The sequence below is a fragment of the Gordonia liuliyuniae genome (assembly GCF_021738805.1).
GTDB lineage: Bacteria > Actinomycetota > Actinomycetes > Mycobacteriales > Mycobacteriaceae > Gordonia > Gordonia liuliyuniae.
In genome coordinates this window covers 1-18803 of sequence record NZ_JAKKOR010000012.1, presented here as the reverse complement: position 1 = coordinate 18803, position 18803 = coordinate 1, and the positions used below count along the sequence as shown (strand labels likewise).

At 67.0% G+C, this 18803-nt stretch carries 17 protein-coding genes; 10 read left to right on the top strand and 7 right to left on the bottom strand.

The genetic code is table 11. The features are described 5' to 3' along the window. Positions 1 to 7: 7 nt before the first annotated feature. Positions 8 to 1519: an Asp-tRNA(Asn)/Glu-tRNA(Gln) amidotransferase subunit GatB gene (gene gatB / locus L5G33_RS15970; protein ID WP_236998781.1), complete on the top strand. Its 1512-nt coding sequence runs from the start codon at positions 8 to 10 to the stop codon at positions 1517 to 1519. A gap of 81 nt (positions 1520 to 1600) precedes the next feature. On the opposite strand, the gene L5G33_RS15965 is transcribed toward gatB, so the two are convergent. After that, positions 1601 to 2734 carry a PQQ-dependent sugar dehydrogenase gene (locus L5G33_RS15965; protein WP_236998780.1) on the bottom strand — a complete coding sequence of 378 codons (1134 nt, stop codon included), beginning with the start codon at positions 2732 to 2734 and terminating at the stop codon, positions 1601 to 1603. Between the two features lie 81 nt (positions 2735 to 2815). Here L5G33_RS15965 and L5G33_RS19460 point away from each other — a divergent pair, with 81 nt between their 5' ends. Next, a complete protein-coding gene (locus L5G33_RS19460; protein WP_236998779.1) occupies positions 2816 to 3985 on the top strand; it encodes a DoxX family protein in 1170 nt (389 codons plus the stop codon). Here the strand turns inward: L5G33_RS19460 and ilvD are convergent. From ilvD to L5G33_RS15945, 3 genes are all read right to left on the bottom strand, one after another. Beyond that, positions 3982 to 5826 carry a dihydroxy-acid dehydratase gene (ilvD, locus tag L5G33_RS15955; protein ID WP_236998778.1) on the bottom strand — a complete coding sequence of 615 codons (1845 nt, stop codon included), beginning with the start codon at positions 5824 to 5826 and terminating at the stop codon, positions 3982 to 3984. The two genes, L5G33_RS19460 and ilvD, sit on opposite strands and share 4 nt — an antisense overlap. Before the next feature lie 130 nt (positions 5827 to 5956). Further along, positions 5957 to 7291, bottom strand: a complete 1335-nt coding sequence (mgtE, locus tag L5G33_RS15950; RefSeq protein ID WP_236998777.1) for a magnesium transporter — start codon at positions 7289 to 7291, stop codon at positions 5957 to 5959. A gap of 32 nt (positions 7292 to 7323) precedes the next feature. Continuing rightward, positions 7324 to 7746, bottom strand: coding sequence for a PH domain-containing protein (locus L5G33_RS15945; RefSeq protein ID WP_236998776.1), 423 nt, complete (start codon positions 7744 to 7746; stop codon positions 7324 to 7326). A 347-nt stretch (positions 7747 to 8093) separates the two neighbouring features. Here L5G33_RS15945 and L5G33_RS15940 point away from each other — a divergent pair, with 347 nt between their 5' ends. From L5G33_RS15940 to L5G33_RS15920, 5 genes are all read left to right on the top strand, one after another. Further along, positions 8094 to 9998 carry an acetolactate synthase large subunit gene (locus tag L5G33_RS15940; RefSeq protein WP_236998802.1) on the top strand — a complete coding sequence of 635 codons (1905 nt, stop codon included), beginning with the start codon at positions 8094 to 8096 and terminating at the stop codon, positions 9996 to 9998. Further along, complete coding sequence (gene ilvN, locus L5G33_RS15935; protein WP_236998775.1) at positions 9995 to 10498, top strand: acetolactate synthase small subunit; 504 nt, start codon at positions 9995 to 9997, stop codon at positions 10496 to 10498. Before L5G33_RS15940 ends, ilvN begins: the two co-directional genes overlap by 4 nt. Positions 10499 to 10598: 100 nt before the next feature. Then, entirely contained in the window at positions 10599 to 11612 is a 1014-nt protein-coding gene (ilvC, locus tag L5G33_RS15930; protein ID WP_236998774.1) for a ketol-acid reductoisomerase, read from the top strand. A 162-nt stretch (positions 11613 to 11774) separates the two neighbouring features. Then, entirely contained in the window at positions 11775 to 12224 is a 450-nt protein-coding gene (locus L5G33_RS15925; protein WP_236998773.1) for an SRPBCC family protein, read from the top strand. A 39-nt stretch (positions 12225 to 12263) separates the two neighbouring features. Beyond that, positions 12264 to 12710 carry an SRPBCC family protein gene (locus L5G33_RS15920; protein WP_236998772.1) on the top strand — a complete coding sequence of 149 codons (447 nt, stop codon included), beginning with the start codon at positions 12264 to 12266 and terminating at the stop codon, positions 12708 to 12710. A gap of 94 nt (positions 12711 to 12804) precedes the next feature. Here the strand turns inward: L5G33_RS15920 and L5G33_RS15915 are convergent, their stop codons facing one another. Then, positions 12805 to 13479 (bottom strand): trypsin-like serine protease, encoded by a 675-nt coding sequence (locus L5G33_RS15915; RefSeq protein ID WP_236998740.1) that lies wholly within the window; start codon positions 13477 to 13479, stop codon positions 12805 to 12807. A 282-nt stretch (positions 13480 to 13761) separates the two neighbouring features. Between L5G33_RS15915 and serA the strand changes: the two genes are divergently transcribed. Both serA and L5G33_RS15905 read left to right on the top strand, forming a co-directional pair. Continuing rightward, positions 13762 to 15357: a phosphoglycerate dehydrogenase gene (gene serA, locus L5G33_RS15910; RefSeq protein ID WP_236998739.1), complete on the top strand. Its 1596-nt coding sequence runs from the start codon at positions 13762 to 13764 to the stop codon at positions 15355 to 15357. Positions 15358 to 15362: 5 nt separating this feature from the next. After that, on the top strand, positions 15363 to 16373 hold the full coding sequence (locus L5G33_RS15905; protein WP_236998770.1) for a 3-isopropylmalate dehydrogenase: 1011 nt from the start codon (positions 15363 to 15365) through the stop codon (positions 16371 to 16373). Positions 16374 to 16415: 42 nt separating this feature from the next. On the opposite strand, the gene L5G33_RS15900 is transcribed toward L5G33_RS15905, so the two are convergent. Next, positions 16416 to 17261, bottom strand: coding sequence for an endonuclease domain-containing protein (locus L5G33_RS15900; protein ID WP_236998738.1), 846 nt, complete (start codon positions 17259 to 17261; stop codon positions 16416 to 16418). Positions 17262 to 17367: 106 nt separating this feature from the next. After that, on the bottom strand, positions 17368 to 18570 hold the full coding sequence (locus L5G33_RS15895) for an MFS transporter (RefSeq protein WP_236998737.1): 1203 nt from the start codon (positions 18568 to 18570) through the stop codon (positions 17368 to 17370). Positions 18571 to 18690: 120 nt separating this feature from the next. On the opposite strand from L5G33_RS15895, the gene L5G33_RS15890 reads away from it, so the two are divergent. After that, positions 18691 to 18803, top strand: a 113-nt coding sequence (locus L5G33_RS15890) for an Rv2993c-like domain-containing protein (protein WP_236999386.1), incomplete at its 3' end; no start/stop codon positions are given.

Genomic DNA, 18803 nt, shown 5'->3' with positions numbered 1-18803 from the left:
GGAGCGCATGAGTGCGGCTACCGACGATCTGATGGACTTCGACGACGTCATCGAGAATTTCGACCCGGTGATGGGCATGGAGGTCCACGTCGAACTCGGCACCGAGACCAAGATGTTCTGCGGGTGCCCGACGACGTTCGGCGGTGACCCGAACGCGCAGGTGTGTCCGTCGTGCCTGGCGCTGCCCGGCGCGCTGCCGGTCGCGAACGCCACGGCCATCGAGTCCGCGGTCAAGATCGGGCTGGCGTTGAACTGTTCGATCCGCGAGTCGAGCGTGTTCGCGCGGAAGAACTACTTCTACCCGGATCAGCCGAAGAACTACCAGATCAGCCAGTACGACGAGCCGATCGCGTACGACGGGCACCTCGACGTCGTCCTGAACGACGGCACCACCTGGCGGGTGGAGATCGAGCGCGCGCATATGGAGGAAGACACCGGTAAGTCGCTGCACATCGGCGGAAGCACGGGCCGCATCCATGGCGCCAGCCACTCGCTGCTCGACTACAACCGTGCGGGGGTTCCGCTCGTGGAGATCGTGACCCGCCCGATCGAGGGCGCAGGGGAGCGTGCTCCGGAAGTGGCGCGCGCCTACGTGACCGCGCTCCGCGACCTGCTCAAGTCACTCAACGTCTCGGACGTTCGGATGGACCAGGGGTCGATGCGGTGCGATGCGAACCTGTCGCTCATGCGCAAGGACGCGGCCGAGTTCGGCACGCGTACCGAGACGAAGAACGTGAACTCGCTGCGCAGCGTCGAGACGGCGGTCCGCTTCGAGATGCAGCGTCAGGGCGCCGTCCTGACGGCGGGCGGTGAAGTGATCCAGGAGACCCGCCACTTCCAGGAGGCGGACGGGACCACCTCCGCGGGCCGCCGCAAGGAGACGGCCGAAGACTACCGCTACTTCCCGGAGCCGGATCTGCCGCCGGTGGTCGCCGACCCGGCCTGGGTCGAGTCGATCCGTGCGACGCTTCCCGAACTCCCGTGGATCCGGCGCGCTCGCATCCAGGAGGACTGGGGCGTCTCCGACGAGGTGATGCGCGACCTGGTGAACGTCGGAGCCGTCGACCTGATCATCGAGACCGCGGAAGCTGGCGTGTCCGCGTCCGCCGCCCGCAGCTGGTGGGTGTCGTTCCTCGCGCAGCAGGCCAACAGTCGCGGCGTCGAGTTGGCGGAACTGTCGATCACGCCGACGCAGGTCGCCGAGGTCATCGGCCTCGTCGAAGAGGGCAAACTCACCAACAAGCTGGCTCAGCAGGTCGTCACCGCGGTGCTCGACGGGGAAGGCGAGCCCGCGCAGATCGTCGCCGACCGCGGTCTGGAAGTGGTGCGCGACGACTCCGCACTGCAGAAGGCAGTCGACGACGCGCTCGCCGCTAACCCGGACATCGCGGACAAGATCCGTGGCGGCAAAGTGCAGGCCGCAGGCAAGATCGTCGGCGACGTCATGAAGGCGACCCGCGGCCAGGCCGACCCGGCCCGTGTCAAGGAACTCGTCCTCGCCGCCTGCGGCGCCCAGTAACTTCGCGTCAGACCACACCCCTGCGACGCAAGCTCCGAGCCACCGGCGGGGACGACCGGGCACGACGGAAGAGCGGTCCGCCTATGTGCGGTCCTCGGCTCCGCCGCCCTTCGGGGTATAGATGGCAACCCGGTCGTCGTACGACTTCGTCGACATGCCGGGCACCGTCTTGTTGATCGTAGCCAGCTGAATCGAGCCGCCGAGGGTCGTCAAACGACCGATCGCACCGTAGGCCTTCGCCAGATCCTCTTCGGAGGGTTCGCCGAGGACGGGGTTCGCACCATCCGGTTTGGTGAACACGTCGATGCGCTTCTTGGCGCCGACGGCCACCGAGATCGTGTCAGTACCGGTGGCGCAGCCGGTCAGGCCGGGCCGGTCGGCCCACGTCCACAAGGTCTTCAACGAGTTCTGGGCGACGATCGACAGCCGGTCGCCGGACTGCCCGCTGTCGGCCACGTACAGTTGGCCGCCCTCCGGATCGGGGCACAGCGCGACATTGGAGCCCAGGCCGCTCGCGACGATCTTCGGCCGCGGGGCCGGCTGGTTCGGGTTGATCTCGAATACCTTGCCCGCCAACGACGAACGGTCCTGCGTCGCACCGGGGTCCCCGGCGTCGCCGGTGGCGACCGTCAACGTGTTCGGCCCGGTGAACGTGATCGACCCCATGTTGCCGGTCGCGCCCTTGGGGATGCCCGTCAACACGGGCTTGACCGAGCCGGTCGGTGCGATGCGGACGACACGGTTATCGGACGGCGTGGTGATGAGCGCGAAGATCATCTGGTCTTCCGTCCACGTCGGCGACAACTCGAAGTCGACGAGCCCGCCGTCGCCGGAACCGTCGACGTCGACCGTCGCCACCGCCCGCTGCGGACCGTACCGCTTGGAGACGATGATCTTGCCGGTGGTGCGTTCGGCGACGTACGTGGTCTTTCCCTCGGCGTCTGCGGGTCGTACACCGGACGTCTGGTTCAGACATGTCGCGACGACCGACGGATTCGGGTCGACGCACGGGCCGGTCGGCGGGTCGACGGGCTCCTCCGGCTGAGGGCTCGGCGGCGCCACCTGTTGCGCGTCGTCCGGCACCTCGCTGAACGTGCCTTGGGTGGCAGTCTTCTGCTGGTCATCGAAGCTCGCGCACCCGCCGGATGCGACAACGGTGGCGAGGAGGACGGCCGCCGTGACGGCTCGCCGCGAGAGACTGGATGGCAGCGGCATCACTCCAGACTATGCGATCGTTACCAAATCGTCGGGTGGCGCTGCGCCTAGTGCCGGTGCCGGGAGCATAACCTCGGTGATGTGAGTAGTTCCAATGACAACGATCGCGACCCGGACGGCGGCGTGCCGCGGCAACGGCCGCGTCGCCCCCGGCCCGACCGTGACGACTTCATCGAACAACACGGGGTCGAGCGTCGGCGACGCCCAGCGCCCGACCCACAGCCCGCGGAGGACGCGGCTGAGGTCACCGACGCCATCGACGCGGGGGAGCCGACGTCGCTCATCGAGCACGCGTCGTCGCCCGCCGACGACAACGACACCGCCGTCATCGAGCGCGTGGACGACGACGAGGTCGAGCGGTTCGAGGAAGTGAGGGAGGTTGAGGACGTGAGGGAGGTCGAGGAGTCGGAGACGACACGCCTGCCGCGCAGCGCCATCCCGGTCCGGTCGTCCGACGAGCCGGTGACCACCGAACCGTTCGAGGACTTCGACGACGAAGTCGACCGCCCGCGCGGCGAGCGGCGCACCGCCGAACATCTCACGCAGGATCCGCTCCCGTACATCGAGCCGCAGCCGACCCTGCCGATCGAGGATCCCGCACCCGAGACCGAATCCTTCAGCGGCGCGTCCTTAAGCGGCGAACGCTTCAGCGACGACCCCGTCGACGGACCGGTCGCCGAGCCCGTCGCGCCCGCCCGCCGCGGCACGGTCGATCTCGGTCTGCTGATCTTGCGTCTCGCGCTCGGCGGGGTGTTCCTCGTCCACGGTCTGCAGAAGTTGACCGGCTGGATGAACGGTCCAGGCCCCGACGGGTTCGCTGACTATCTCGCCCACTCGTCCGACCCGAGCCTCGGCTTCGACGAGAAGGTCACCAAAGCGTTATCGCTGGTGGCGGGCGTCAGCGAGACCGCGGGCGGCGTACTGCTGATCCTCGGTCTCCTCACGCCGATCGCGGGCGCCGCCGTCCTGTCGAGCATCCTCGTCGCGATGACGTACAAGGCGACTCTCGCCGGCGGGGTGTGGTTCTTCGCGTCCGACGGCGACCACAACGGCATCGAGTTCGAGGTGATGCTGGCGGCCGCGGCCGCCGCGGTCATCCTGACCGGGCCGGGCCTCTACTCGATGGACCGCAGGTGGGGGTGGGCGCGGCGCCCCGCGTGGGGGTCGGCCGTCTGGCTGATCATTGGCATCGGCGTGGCCGTCGCTGTCTGGATCGTGTTCAACGGCGCGAACCCGCTCGTCACGAGCTAGTCGACGACGCGGACGGCGCCCTTGTCAGCGGACGACGCGAGTTTCGCGTAGGCGCGCAGCGCCTTGCTGACGGTGCGCTCGCGGTCGCGCGGGGCCCACGGATGTTCGGAGGCCTCCATCTTGGCGCGACGGTCGGCGAGCGTCTCGTCGTCGACGAGCATCGTGAGAGTGCGCGTCTTGACGTCGATGAGGATCTCGTCGCCGTTTTCGACCAGCCCGATGTCACCGCCTGCGGCGGCTTCGGGAGAGGCGTGACCGATGACGAGGCCCGACGATCCGCCGGAGAATCGTCCGTCAGTGACGAGCCCGCACTTCTTACCCATGCCGGTGCCCTTCATGAAGGCCGTCGGGTGCAGCATCTCCTGCATGCCCGGCCCGCCCGCGGGCCCCTCATAGCGGATGACGAGGACTTCACCGGCCTGGAGTTCCTTCGACAGGATGGCGTGGACGGCGTCCTCCTGGCTCTCGACGACACGCGCCGGGCCCTGGAAGTGCCACAGCGACTCGTCGACGCCCGCCGTCTTCAGGACGGCGCCGTTCTCCGCCAGGTTCCCGCGCAGCACGCACAGGCCGCCCTCGGCGGTGTAGGCGTGCGCCACATCGCGGATGCAGCCGTCCGCGGCGTCGGTGTCGAGCGAGTCCCACCGGTTCGACGTGGAGAACGGCTCGGTGGTGCGGACACCGCCGGGCGCGGCGTGGAACAGTTCGATCGCCTGGGCCGTCGTCGTGCCGCTCCGGATGTCCCAGTCGGCGAGGAACGCGTCCAGCGACGCGGAATGCACCGGACGGACGTTCGTGTTGAGCAGGCCGCCGCGGTTCAGTTCGCCGAGGATCGCGGGGATGCCGCCGGCGCGGTGCACGTGCTCCATGTAGTAGTTCGGTGAATTCGGTGCGACCTTCGCCAGACACGGCACATTGCGCGAGACACGGTCGATGTCGGCGAGATCGAAGTCGATCTCGCCTTCCTGCGCGGCAGCCAGGATGTGCAGGACGGTGTTCGTGGATCCGCCCATGGCGACATCGAGGGCCATGGCGTTCTCGAACGCCTCGCGGGTGGCGACATTGCGCGGCAGCACCGACTCGTCGTCGTCGTGGTAGTACCGCTTGGCGATGTCGACGATCAACTCGCCAGCCCTGGTGAACAGGTCGCGGCGAGCCACCTGGGTGGCCAGGGTGGAGCCGTTGCCGGGCAAGGACAGACCGAGCGCCTCAGTGAGGCAGTTCATCGAGTTGGCGGTGAACATGCCCGAACATGAACCACAGGTGGGGCAGGCGGCCTGCTCGACTTTGAGGAGTTCCTCGTCGTTGACGTTGCTGTCAGCGGACGCGGAGATCGCGTCGATCAGGTCGGTCCCCGGGTGGACGACGCCGTTGATGACGACCGACGTGCCAGCTTCCATCGGCCCGCCGGAGACGAAGACGGTCGGGATGTTCAGACGCATGGCCGCGTTGAGCATGCCCGGCGTGATCTTGTCGCAGTTCGAGATGCAGACCAGCGCGTCGGCGGTGTGCGCGTTCACCATGTATTCGACCGAGTCGGCGATGATCTCGCGACTCGGCAACGAGTACAGCATGCCGCCGTGGCCCATCGCGATGCCGTCGTCGACGGCGATCGTGTTGAACTCCTTCGCCACACCGCCAGCAGCCTGCACGGCCTCGGCGACGATGTCACCGACGTCTTTGAGGTGCACGTGCCCCGGGACGAACTGGGTGTACGAGTTGGCGATGGCGACGATCGGCTTACCGAAGTCGTCGTCGGTCATTCCGGTGGCACGCCACAGGGCGCGTGCGCCGGATGCTTCGCGGCCGACCGTGGTGGTGCGAGACCGAAGGGCTGGCATGTTAGATCCTCGCTAAAGACGTCGATTGCTGACCCGGTCAGGGGCTGTGATCAGGTGTGCGGCAAGTTTACGCGCCCGTGGGCGACCGGAACTTCAAGGGTGTGGCAGCCGCGGCCCACGGTGGCCCCGGTCAGATGCCGAGGACGGTCTTCGCGATGGTGAAGTAGATGAGCAGGCCGGTCGCGTCACAGAACGTGGAGATGAACGGCGTGGAGAAAACGGCGGGATCGACCCGGACCATCTTCGCGACCAGCGGCATCATGCCGCCGACGGTCGCGGCGACGACGCAGATCGACACGATGGTCGCGCCGATGACCGTGCCGATGGCGGTGTCGTAGACGACAGATGCGACGGCGAACCCCACCACGCCGAGAGCTGCGCCCATCATCACGCCGACACGTGCCTCCTTGCCTGCGACCCGCAACACATCACGCGCGCGGACCTCGTCCATCGCGAGCGCACGGGTCACCGTCGTCGCAGCCTGCGATCCGGTGTTGCCGCCGATACCCGTCAGGAGCGGGATGAACAGGGCCAGCGCCACCTTCTGCTCCAACGTCCCCTCGAACACCTCGAGGACGTTGACGGTCAGAATCGCGGAGATGGCGAGGACGAACAGCCACACCACGCGGGCCCGCGTGATCGTGAACACCGACGATTGCAGGTACGGCGTCTTCAACATCTCGTGCGCGCCTGCGCGGGCGGCGTCCTCGTCACGGGCGGCGGCGACCACGTCGGCCGCGTCGTCGAGGGTCAGCATGCCGATCAGACGATCTTCGTTGTCGACGACGGGCATCGCGGGCAGGCTGAGGTCGACGCATCGGTGCGCCGCGAGCTCCGCGGACGTCGTCGCATGGGTGTAGACGGGGGTGCGGCGGTACTCCTCGACGGATGCCTCGGGGTCGCCGAGCAGCAGATCGCGCAGGCTCACCACGCCGTGCAGGCGGCGTTCGTGGTCGACGACGGGGATCGTGTAGATCGTCTCCGCGTCGTGGCCTCGTTCGATGACACGGGCCATGCCCTGCGCGACCGTGTCGTCGCGGTACACGTGAACGAACTCGGGACTCATCCGCCTGCCCACCGAGTTCTTGCCGAAGCCGAGGACGACCGACGTGGCCTCGCGCTCGACGTCCGACAGTGTGCGGATCAGGCGCTTGGCGACAGTGGCGGGGAGTTCGTCGAGGAGTTCGGCGCGGTCGTCGGGATCGAGGTTGTCGAATGCGTCGACCACCTCGGAGGTACCGAGCGACTCGATGAGCCGCGCCTGCGTGTTCGACGACATGTCGTCGAACACGTGGACCGCATCGTCTTTCGGCAGCAGTCGGAACGCGATGGTGCCGCGTCGAGTGTCGAGACCGTCGAGGACGGACGCGGCTTCCTGCGGCGCCATAGCGGCCAGCTGGCGGGCGGCGTCGGTGAGTCGTGCCGCGTCGATGAGTTCCGCGATGTCGCGCGTGGTCACTGGCATGTGCAGATTCCGTCAGGGCTTAATCGGGGACGTCAGGGCTTATCGGGGGCGGAGCGGCGGGCTTCGCGCTCGGCGGCGAACGGGTCGGGGACACGTCCACCGCTCGCGAGCGAGAGCTGCGGAACGTCGTCGAAGCCGACTGCGGGCAAACGGATGTCGTCGCCGTCGACAGTCACCGCGCGCACCGAACTCCACTTCGGGAAGCGCAGACCCGCGACGTCGTCCCACGACACCGACTGTTCGCTGAACGTGCCGACGGCGACGATGCCGTCGGCGTCCACATGCGTGTGCAGACGGTTGATCCACCACACGAGCGCGACCGGTACGACGGCCAGGAAACCGAACCAGAGCGAGCCGCCCATCATGATCACCACTAGGAGGACGGAGACGAGTACGCCAGCGTAGGCGAGTCGAGAGATCTTGAAGTCGAATACCGAGTCGGTCACGGCCACCATTGTTCCATGCGTGGCGTTCGGCGTCGCCCGCGGTTGATTTGACTCTCTCGGATCAGGGGCCTACCTTGTTCCTCGTGATGGATCAGAAGCTTCTCGTAGTAATCGGTCGGCGCGTCAACGCCTGATCGGTCACTTCGTAGACCCTTCCGAAACACCCACGACGCGCCCCTCGACCAGCACACGCTGTCGAGGGTTTTTTCTTGTCAGGACCCCGGCTGCCTCGGTGGCCGGACCGGCGGGGGACCGTCAGAAATTTTTTGCTGGCACTAGAGGATGAGGAACGTGCAGTGAGTACTCCAGCAGCACATGGACCCGGGGGTCGACCGCAGTCGCCGTCGACCGAGTCGATGCGGTCGGGCGACGCGGTAGTCGCACCCGAGCGGGTCACCGGCGCACAGTCGGTGGTCCGAACTCTCGAGGAGCTCGGCGTCGAAACAGTGTTCGGCATTCCCGGCGGCGCCGTCCTCCCGGTCTACGACCCCCTCCTGGACTCCGAGAAGGTCCGGCACGTCCTGGTCCGCCACGAGCAGGGAGCGGGCCACGCCGCCACCGGCTACGCGCAGGTCGCCGGTCGGGCAGGCGTCATGATGGCCACGTCCGGTCCGGGCGCGACGAACCTCGTCACTCCGCTCGCCGACGCCCAGATGGACTCGGTCCCCGTCGTCGCGATCACGGGCCAGGTCGGCCGCGCGCTCATCGGCACCGACGGCTTCCAGGAAGCCGACATCTCCGGGATCACCATGCCGGTCACCAAGCACAACTTTCTGGTGAGCTCGGCCGCAGACATCCCGCGCGTCATCGCCGAGGCCTTCTACATCGCCGAGAGCGGCCGCCCCGGCGCCGTCCTCGTCGACATCCCGAAGGACATCCTGCAGGCGCAGACGACGTTCTCGTGGCCGCCGCAGTTCGACCTGCCCGGCTACCGTCCTGTCACCCGCCCGCACGGTAAGCAGATCCGCGAAGCGGCCCGCCTCATCCAGCAGGCCAAGCAGCCCGTGCTGTACGTCGGCGGTGGCGTCATCAAGGCCGAGGCCTCGCCGGAACTGCTCGAACTCGCTGAGTTGACCGGGATCCCCGTCGTCACCACTCTGATGGCGCGCGGCGCATTCCCCGACAGCCACGAACTGCACATGGGCATGCCTGGCATGCACGGCGCGGTCGGCGCCGTCGCGGCGCTGCAACGTGCCGACCTGCTGATCACGCTCGGCGCCCGCTTCGACGACCGGGTGACCGGCCGTCTCGACTCGTTCGCCCCCGACGCCAAGGTGATCCACGCCGACATCGATCCGGCGGAGATCGGCAAGAACCGCGACGTCGACGTTCCGATCGTCGGCGACGTCCAGGCCGTGCTCGTCGACCTGCTGGAGGCGCTGCGCGCCGAGCTCGCGACGGGTGGCACCAAGCCGAACCTGACCGCGTGGATGGCCTACCTGGACGATCTCCGTGCGACGTACCCGCTCAGCTACGACGGCCAGTCCGACGGTTCGCTCTCACCGGAGTTCGTCATCGAGGAGCTCGGCAAGGCCGCAGGTCCGGACGCCGTCTACGTCGCGGGCGTCGGCCAACACCAGATGTGGGCCGCCCAGTTTGTCAAATACGAGAAGCCCCGCTCCTGGCTCAACTCGGGTGGTCTGGGCACCATGGGCTACTCCGTCCCGGCCGCGATGGGCGCAAAGGCCGCCGCTCCGGACAAGGAGGTCTGGGCGATCGACGGCGACGGCTGCTTCCAGATGACCAACCAGGAGTTGGCGACGTGTGCGATCGAGGGCATCCCGATCAAGGTCGCACTCATCAACAACGGCAACCTCGGGATGGTCCGCCAGTGGCAGACCCTGTTCTACGAGGAGCGCTATTCGAGCACCGATCTGTCGACGCACAGCCGAATGATCCCGGACTTCGTCAAGCTCGGCGAGGCGCTCGGTTGCGTCGCGATCCGTGTCGACAAGGAAGAGGACGTTGCGCCGGCGATCGCCAAGGCGCGCGAGATCAACGACCGCCCGGTCCTCATCGACTTCATCGTCGGCAAGGACGCCCAGGTGTGGCCGATGGTCGCAGCGGGCACCGGCAACGACGAGATCATGGCCGCCCGGGACATCCGTCCGCTGTTCGACGACGACGAAGCGGCATCCGATCCGGTCGACATCCACGAGGCGATGGATAGAGAACAAGCGGGGGATAGAGAACAAGCGGGGGATAGAGAACAAGCAGCGGATAGAGAACAAGCAAGCACTGAAGGGAAGGATTCGCTGTGAGCACCACCCACACGCTGAGCGTTCTGGTCGAGGACCGGCCGGGTGTGCTCGCCCGCGTCTCCGGACTCTTCTCGCGCCGCGGATTCAACATCGCGTCGCTGGCCGTCGGCCCGACCGAACTCAAAGGGATCTCGCGCATGACCATCATGGTCACTGTCGACGACTTCCCCCTGGAACAGGTGACGAAGCAACTCAACAAGTTGATCAACGTCATCAAGATCGTCGAGCAGGAACCGACGAACTCGGTCTCCCGTGAGCTCATGATGGTCAAGGTTCGCAGCGATGCGACCAACCGCAGCGAGGTCATCGACGTGGTCAACCTCTTCCGCTCGAAGGTGATCGACGTGTCGCCCGAGTCGGTGACGATTGAGGCGACCGGCACGTCGGAGAAGCTCGAGGCCCTCCTTCGGATGCTGGACCCGTATGGCATCCGGGAGATCGCCCAATCCGGCGGAGTGACCCTCGGTCGTGGACCCAAGAGCATGTCGGCCAACCGCTAGCGGGACAATAGATAACCGACGCCCGACGGCGTGACGCGAGCGGCCGTCTGACCGGGCTGCGACAAGCACAACACTTAAACACCATTCGAAGGGAATTGCTGTGGCAATCGAACTTTTCTACGACGCTGACGCCGATCTGTCGATCATCCAGGGTCGCAAGGTCGCCGTCATCGGGTACGGCAGCCAGGGGCACGCCCACTCACTGTCGCTGCGCGACTCGGGCGTCGACGTCGCGATCGGCCTGCGCGAAGGCTCGGCCTCGCGCGCCAAGGCCGAAGAGCAGGGACTCAAGGTCATGACCGCAGCCGAGGCGTCCGCCTGGGCCGACGTCATCATGGTCCTGGCTCCGGACACCAGCCAGGCCAAGATCTTCACCGAGGACATCGAGCCGAACCTCAAGGACGGCGACGCGCTGTTCTTCGGTCACGGTCTCAACATCCACTTCGACCTGATCAAGCCGCCGGCGAGCGTAACCGTCGCGATGGTCGCGCCGAAGGGGCCGGGCCACCTGGTTCGTCGCCAGTTCGTCGACGGCAAGGGCGTGCCCTGCCTGATCGCCGTCGAGCAGGACCCGAAGGGTGAGGGACAGGCTCTGGCCCTCAGCTACGCGAGCGCCATCGGCGGCGGTCGCGCGGGAATCATCAAGACCACGTTCAAGGAAGAGACCGAGACCGACCTTTTCGGTGAGCAGGCCGTGCTCTGCGGTGGCACCGAGGAACTGGTCAAGACCGGTTTCGAGGTCATGGTCGAGGCCGGTTACGCGCCGGAGATGGCCTACTTCGAGGTCCTGCACGAGCTGAAGCTCATCGTCGACCTCATGTACGAGGGCGGCATCGCCCGCATGAACTACTCGGTGTCCGACACCGCGGAGTTCGGCGGCTACCTCTCGGGTCCGCGCGTCATCGACGCCGACACCAAGGAGCGTATGAAGGCCATCCTGACCGACATCCAGTCCGGCGAGTTCACCCGCCGCCTGGTCGCGAACGTCGAGAACGGCAACACCGAGCTCGAGGGCCTGCGCAAGCAGAACGCCGAGCACCCGATCGAGGTCACCGGCAAGAAGTTGCGTGACCTGATGAGCTGGGTCGATCGTCCGATCACCGAGACCGCATAAGGCCTCAACCCGGTACCGCCTCAGGCCCCGCCCCCGAACTACTCGGGGCGGGGCCTGACGCATGTGCGGGCCCGGCGCGCGCACCACGGGGCCATCGACAACCGTGACAGTGGCGCATGGCATGGTAGGCGTGGAACAGCTCACATCTGACAGGAGACCATGATGCCCGGAGTCCATCACACGGTTCGCACGCAGGTGCCACGCAGTGCGGTGTTCGCGTATGTCGACGACCCGAACACCGTCCCGCAGTGGATGTTCGGCGTCACCGCATTCGATCCGGTCGGGGACCGGAGTCGGGGGCTCGGCGCCGAGTACGACGCGGTGATGAAGGTAGGGCCGAAGTCGCTGTCCGCACGACTCGAAGTCGCGGTGTGGACCGAGAACGAGGAGCTGGTCCTGTCCTCGGTCGCGGGATTCGACGTGACGACGCGCTGGCGGTTCACCGACGGCGACGACGGATACACGGTCGTCGACGTCGACTTCGACTACAACCTGCCGGGCGGACTCGCCGGTCGAGCGTTGGGTGCGCTCATCGAACCCGTCGTCGGTCAGGCTGTTCGACAGACTGAGCAGGCGTTACGCGACGCGTTGGAGCAACCGATCCGCACGTAACCGACCCCGTCCGGCATTCCGACCACGAAAGAAGCATCGATGACCGAGATTCGACACCAGACCACGATGGAGGGATCGCGCGAAGCCGCGTTCGCCTTCGTCAACGACTACCGCAACGTGCCGAAGTACATGTTCGGGGTGAGTGAGTTCCGCCCGATCACCGAGCAGACCAGCGGCAAGGGCTCGCAGTTCGTGACCGTCCTCAAAGTCGGACCGAAGACACTCGAATCAACGGTCGAGTGCACCGAATGGATCGAGAACGAACTCATCACGATGACGTCGATCAAAGGGTTCGGGGCTGGCACGCAGTGGCGCTTCGCCGACGGCGACGAGCCGGGCACGGTACGCGCCGACATCGCGTTCGACTACACGCTGCCCGGCGGTGTGGCCGGGCGCGTCCTCGGCGGTCTCCTCGGCCAGTTCGTGACGCCCGCCGTCAAGCACACCGACTCTGTCATCCGTAAGCATCTCGCCGAACAGGGCTGACTCTCGACTCCTGTCAGGCGGCGGGAGAGCAGAAAGCGGCGGCCTCCCCACTGGGGAGGCCGCCGCTTTTGTCGAGCTATCGAATCGCTCTCCGCTACACGGGCTTGAAGGCTCCGTAGCCGAGGCGGTTGAGGCGCTTCATGATCGCCTTGCTGCTGGTTCCGGTCTCGGGTCCGACGCACGACAGGAAGTAGTACGCATTCACCATGCCGACGAGCCGGTCGCCGACGACCACGGGGCTGCCCGAATCACCTTCGATGACGCACATCTGGCTGATGTGGCGGTCGCCGATCGAGGTCCAGTTGACGCCGCAGGTCTTGCCCGTCGTACGGCCGGTCTTGCACAGCACTGTCGGGAACTGCGGTGCGCGCGTGTCGATTCGACGGATCGTCACTCCGTTGACGGTTCGCACGGGGTTGACCTTCGACGCATCCAACTTGATGACCGCGATGTCGATGTCCGAGCTGCTGTACGCGAACGTGCCGATCTGGCCGCGCTGCTGGTAGCGCTCGGACAGCACCCGCTGTCCCGGCTTACCGCAGTGGCCCGCCGTCACGGCAATCAACTCGCCGCGATGCGAACCCGACGTCGGGCGTCCCACGGTGGTCACCGTGCACGCCGAAGCAGTGTTCCCTCCCTTGAGGACCAGAATCCCCGAGCCTCCGCCCAGCGGGACCTTGCCCGCGGCGTCGGCGGTACCGACCCCGATGCCGATGAGCGACGCCATCGCAGCCGTTACGACTGCGATGAGAATCGTCAGCTTCTTCATATTCACTCCACTCGCGTGTTGTCCTGGGGCCCGGCGCCGTAGCGCAGACCTCCCCACCTTAGATGCGCGATCCTGGGTGAACCCAGCCCCGAGCGCGATCCTGCACAGGTCGTGATGCAATCGATACGACGCTCGCAATGTACCGCCCCTGCGTGTCGGACGCCACATTCGCTGGTGGGTCGATGGGTGGACCCTGTCTGAGGGCTCTAGAATCTCTAGGCGTGTGAATCGTCGTCCGGCGCAGCCTGACGGCGTCCGTCCCCGAGAGTTCTGGAGAAACCTGTGACCGATGCCGGCCGCCCAGTCGTCCTGATCGCCGACAAACTTGCGCCTTCGACCGTGGAAGCACTCGGCGGCGACGTCGAGGTCCGCTGGGTCGACGGCCCGGACCGCCCGAAGCTCCTCGAAGCCGTCGTCGACGCTGACGCCATCCTCGTCCGTTCGGCGACCACCGTCGACGCCGAGGTCCTCGATGCGGGTAAGAGGCTGAAGATCATCGCGCGCGCGGGTGTCGGCCTTGACAACGTCGACGTTCCGGCGGCGACCGAGCGCGGCGTCATGGTCGTCAACGCTCCGACGTCGAACATCCACTCGGCGGCCGAGCACGCGATCGCGCTGCTGATGTCGACCGCCCGCCAGATCCCCGCGGCAGACGCGACACTGCGTGAACACACCTGGAAGCGTTCGTCGTTCTCGGGCGTCGAGATCTTCGACAAGACTGTCGGCGTCATCGGCCTCGGCCGCATCGGTCAGCTCGTCGCAGCCCGCCTCGCCGCGTTCGAAGCCAAGATCGTCGCCTACGACCCCTACGTGTCGGCGGCCCGAGCAGCACAGCTCGGCATCGAACTGCTGCCTCTCGACGAACTCCTCGAGCGTGCCGACCTCATCACCATCCACCTGCCCAAGACGAAGGAGACCGCAGGTCTCATCGGCGAGGAGCAGCTCAAGAAGGTCCGCAAGGACCTCATCATCGTCAATGCCGCGCGTGGCGGCCTGATCGACGAGGCCGCGCTGGCCACCGCCATCACCGAGGGCCGCGTTCGTGGCGCGGGCCTGGACGTCTACGGCTCCGAACCCTGCACCGACTCGCCGCTGTTCGAGCTCCCGCAGGTCGTCGTCACGCCGCACCTCGGCGCGTCGACCGCGGAGGCGCAGGACCGCGCGGGCACCGACGTCGCGAAAAGCGTCAAGCTCGCGCTCGCCGGCCACTTCGTTCCCGACGCCGTCAACATCACCGGCGGTCCGGTCGACGACGAGGTCGCACCGTGGCTGGAGCTGTCCCGCAAGCTCGGCCTCCTCGCGGGTGTCGTCGCGGGCGGGATGCCGACCGGCCTGACCGTCGAGGTCCGCGGCGAACTGGCGTCCAGCCCCGTCGACGTCCTTGGGCTGTCCGCCGTCCGCGGTCTGTTCTCGGCCGTCGTCGACGAGCCGGTCACCTTCGTCAACGCGCCGGCCGTCGCATCCGAGCGCGGCGTCACCCACGAGGTCGTCACCGAATCGGAGAGCCCGAACCACCGCAGTCAGGTGGATGTGAAGGCCGTGTTCGCCGACGGCAGCGTCGTCAACGTCGCGGGCACCCTGACCGGTCCGCGGTACGTCGAGAAGATCGTCAACGTCAACGGACGCAACTTCGACCTGCGCGCGCAGGGTCGCAACCTGCTCGTCAGCTACGGCGATCAGCCGGGCACTCTCGGCAAGATCGGCTCGCTGCTCGGCGACGCCGGTGTGGACATCGAGGCCGCGGCGCTCGCTCAGGACGCCGACGGCGACGGTGCGACCATGCTGCTGCGTGTCGATCGTGAACTCAGCGAAGACCTGCTCGCGTCGATCGGCGACGCAGTCTCGGCCACCCTGATCAAGCAGGTCGATCTCGGATGAGCAGTATGAAGCTCGCCGTCATCGGCGGCGACGGGATCGGTCCCGAGGTCACCGCGGAAGCATTGAAAGTCCTGCGCAAACTGCACCCCGAGGTCGAGACCACCGAGTTCGACTTCGGTGCCCGCCGCTACCATGCCACCGGCGACCTGCTCACCGACGAGGACCTCGCGTCGCTGCGCGAGCACGACGCGATCCTCCTCGGGGCGATCGGCGATCCGTCGGTGCCGTCGGGTGTCCTCGAGCGCGGCTTCCTGCTGAAGCTGAGGTTCGTACTCGATCACCATGTGAACCTGCGGCCCTCGATCCTGTTCGACGGCGTCACGACCCCGCTGGCGGGCGATCCGGCGATCGACTTCGTAGTGGTCCGCGAGGGCACCGAGGGGCCGTACACCGGCAACGGCGGCGCCATCCGCGTCGGCACCCCGAACGAGGTCGCGACCGAGGTCAGTGTCAACACTCGCTTCGGTATCGAACGCGTCGTCCGTGACGCGTTCGTCCGTGCGCAGTCGCGCGGCAAGAAGCTGACGCTGGTCCACAAGACCAACGTGCTCACGTTCGCGGGCTCGATGTGGGCCCGGACCGTCGACGAGGTCGGCGCCGAGTTCCCTGAGGTCGCCACCGACTACCTCCACGTGGATGCCGCCACCATCTTCATGGTCACCGATCCCGGCCGCTTCGACGTGATCGTCACCGACAACCTGTTCGGCGACATCATCACCGACCTCGCAGCCGCGGTCTCCGGGGGCATCGGTCTGGCCGCGTCCGGTAACATCGACGCGACCCGCACCAACCCGTCGATGTTCGAGCCGGTCCACGGCAGCGCACCGGACATCGCAGGCCAGGGGCTCGCCGATCCGACCGCCGCGATCCTGTCCGTGGCTCTGCTGCTGCGTCATCTCGGCGATGACGAGGGCGCGGTCCGCGTCGAGAAGGCGGTTGCCGCCGACGTGGCGTCGCGCGGCGAGTCGCGCGGTTCGACGTCGCAGGTCGGCGACCGGATCCTGGCCGCCGTCTAAGGTCGCGTCGTCATACCAACGCGTATGGCGTGAGGACTCGCCTCAAACGGCCTGTTCCCGCGCGATACGCGTTGGTACGACGGTCGGCAACCGTCGCTGGTGGTCGCCGCGACGAATCATCTCCGCGAGCAGCGGACCGACGACGCTCCACTGGTGGACCACCTGCGTATAGGTGAGCCGGATCGGGTCGTAGCCGAGTGCCCGTGCGTGCAGGTCGCGGAGCCGGTCGTTCTCGAAGGCGTGCGGGGCGGCGTGATACTCAAAGCCGTCGACTTCGATGAGCATCGATCGCCCGACCACGAAGTCGACTTTGCCCACCCCCGGGATGTACACCTGCGGCCGGACTTTGAGGTTCGGTGCTCGCAGGCGAAGTCGTACCATGGACTCGGTTCCCGAGTCGGCGCGCCCGTCACACAGTTCGAGGCTGTGGACGACGCACTTCGGATGCGTCGCGAAGAGAACGGCGAGATCTGTCGCCGACATCAGCTGCCTGTTCAACACCGAGTCGCAGATGACGACGAAGTCCTCGGACGGCAGACAACGCGCCGCGTGTAGGAGCGCGGTGGGCAGATCGTCGACCGCTTCGCATTCCGCTGGTTGTCGACCGTGCTGCCTGCACCAGTCCGGACGCAGGCGTGAGGTCGCGTCGTTGCCCCGGATGTGGAGTCGGTCGGTCGGTGGAACCCAGACCCCGTGCCTTCTGAGCGCGGACGTGCACGTGAGCACCCCGCCCGCGCGAACAGCGCGTACGACGTCGGGGTCGGCGTCGAGCCTCGCCCACCATCGTCTGCGCAGACTGACCAGGCGTCCATCGGTTATCGCCCGGTCGATCTCCCTTCGCGGCCAGCGCGCCAACATCTGCCCCCGTGAATAGACCCCCGTGTCCATGGTGCGATTCTCGGACCTGTTCGTCCGGTATGTGCGGAAACTGATCTTCTCGTCATACCAACGCGTATGCGGCGAGAACTACGCTGAAATTGCCGAATCGGCTGTTCTACTCGTTGGTACGACGAGCCGGGTCGCGCGGGACCAGCCCGACGGCGATCAGTGGCGCTATCGCAGCGATCCCAAACGCCGCCGGATAGCCTGCCGCGTCGATGAGCCGCCCGAAGCCGGCGGTGCCCGCAGCCGTCGCGACGTACTGCGCGGTGTTCTGCACGCCGAGGCTGCGGCCACTCCACGACGGCCCGGCGAACTCGGCGATCGCGGTGAACGCGAGCCCATTGTCGGCGACGGCGCTCACGGTCGCGACCACCATGACTGCGGCCGCGACCGGACTGCCGATCGCGTCGGTGAGGGCGAGGACGGCACTCGAGGCGCCGGCGACGATCGCGATCACGCGGATCGGCTTCATCCGCGAGCCGATGACGTCGGATGCGCGGCCCGCGACGATTCGGCCGATCGCGCCGAGCACCTGCGTGCTAGTCACCAGTGCGCCCGCCGCGAGGGGTGTCCACTCGTGAGCGACGATCAGCCATGCGGGGACGAACGTCCACAGCATTGACTGCGGGATCACCAACAGGACACTCACCGTGTGCACCCGTTGCAGGAAGGTGTTGCGGCGATACGGGTTGGCATCGCGGGCCGACCCGGTCGCTGCGGGCAGCGGTGGGTCGACGATGGCGGCGGCGACCGCGACGAGGCCGAGCACGGTCACGGCGACCGGTACCGCGAACGCGGCAGACAGCCCCCACATCTGGGCGAACACCGGCATCGTCAGCGCGCACACGCCGATGCCCAGCGGCTGTGCCATCTGACGGATTCCCATCGCGGTGCCCCGCTGGTTCGCCGGGAACCATCCGACGACGATGCGTCCGCTCGCACCGTTGGCGGCGCCGGACCCCAGCCCGCCGAGCAGCAGAGGAGCGGCGAGTGCCGCGAAACCGCCGCCGGTCGCCGCGACGACGAGAGCGCCGATGGTGCCGACCAGCGTGACCAGCAGGGAGACCAGCAGTACGCGACGTTCGCCGAAACGGTCGAGAGCAGCGCCCCACACGATGATCGTCAGGGTGAGACCGACGGTCGGGATCGCGGCCAACGTCGCCGCATCCGAGAGTGACATCCCGTGTTCGCTGTGCAGTTCCGGAATGACGTATGCGACACCCGAAGTCGCGCACGTCGTCGTCATCGCTGCGACGAGGGAACTCACCAGCATCGTCCATCGCTGGGCCGATGAGACCGAGTGCGGTTCGGGCATGGGGAGCCTCCCTGTGTTCACGGCTTCGCGGGACCGTCGAAGTAGAGATTCGGGTACCAAATAGTGAGATTGTAGTTTCAAAGTATAGAACACGATATTCGGTGCGATAGTCTTCGGGACATGAAACTCGGTCGAGTCGCAAGTCCGGACGGCGTCGCATTCGTCGCCGTCGAAGGCCCCGAAGGTCAGGAGACCGCCCGCGAGATCGCGGAGCACCCGTTCGGTGACCCGAC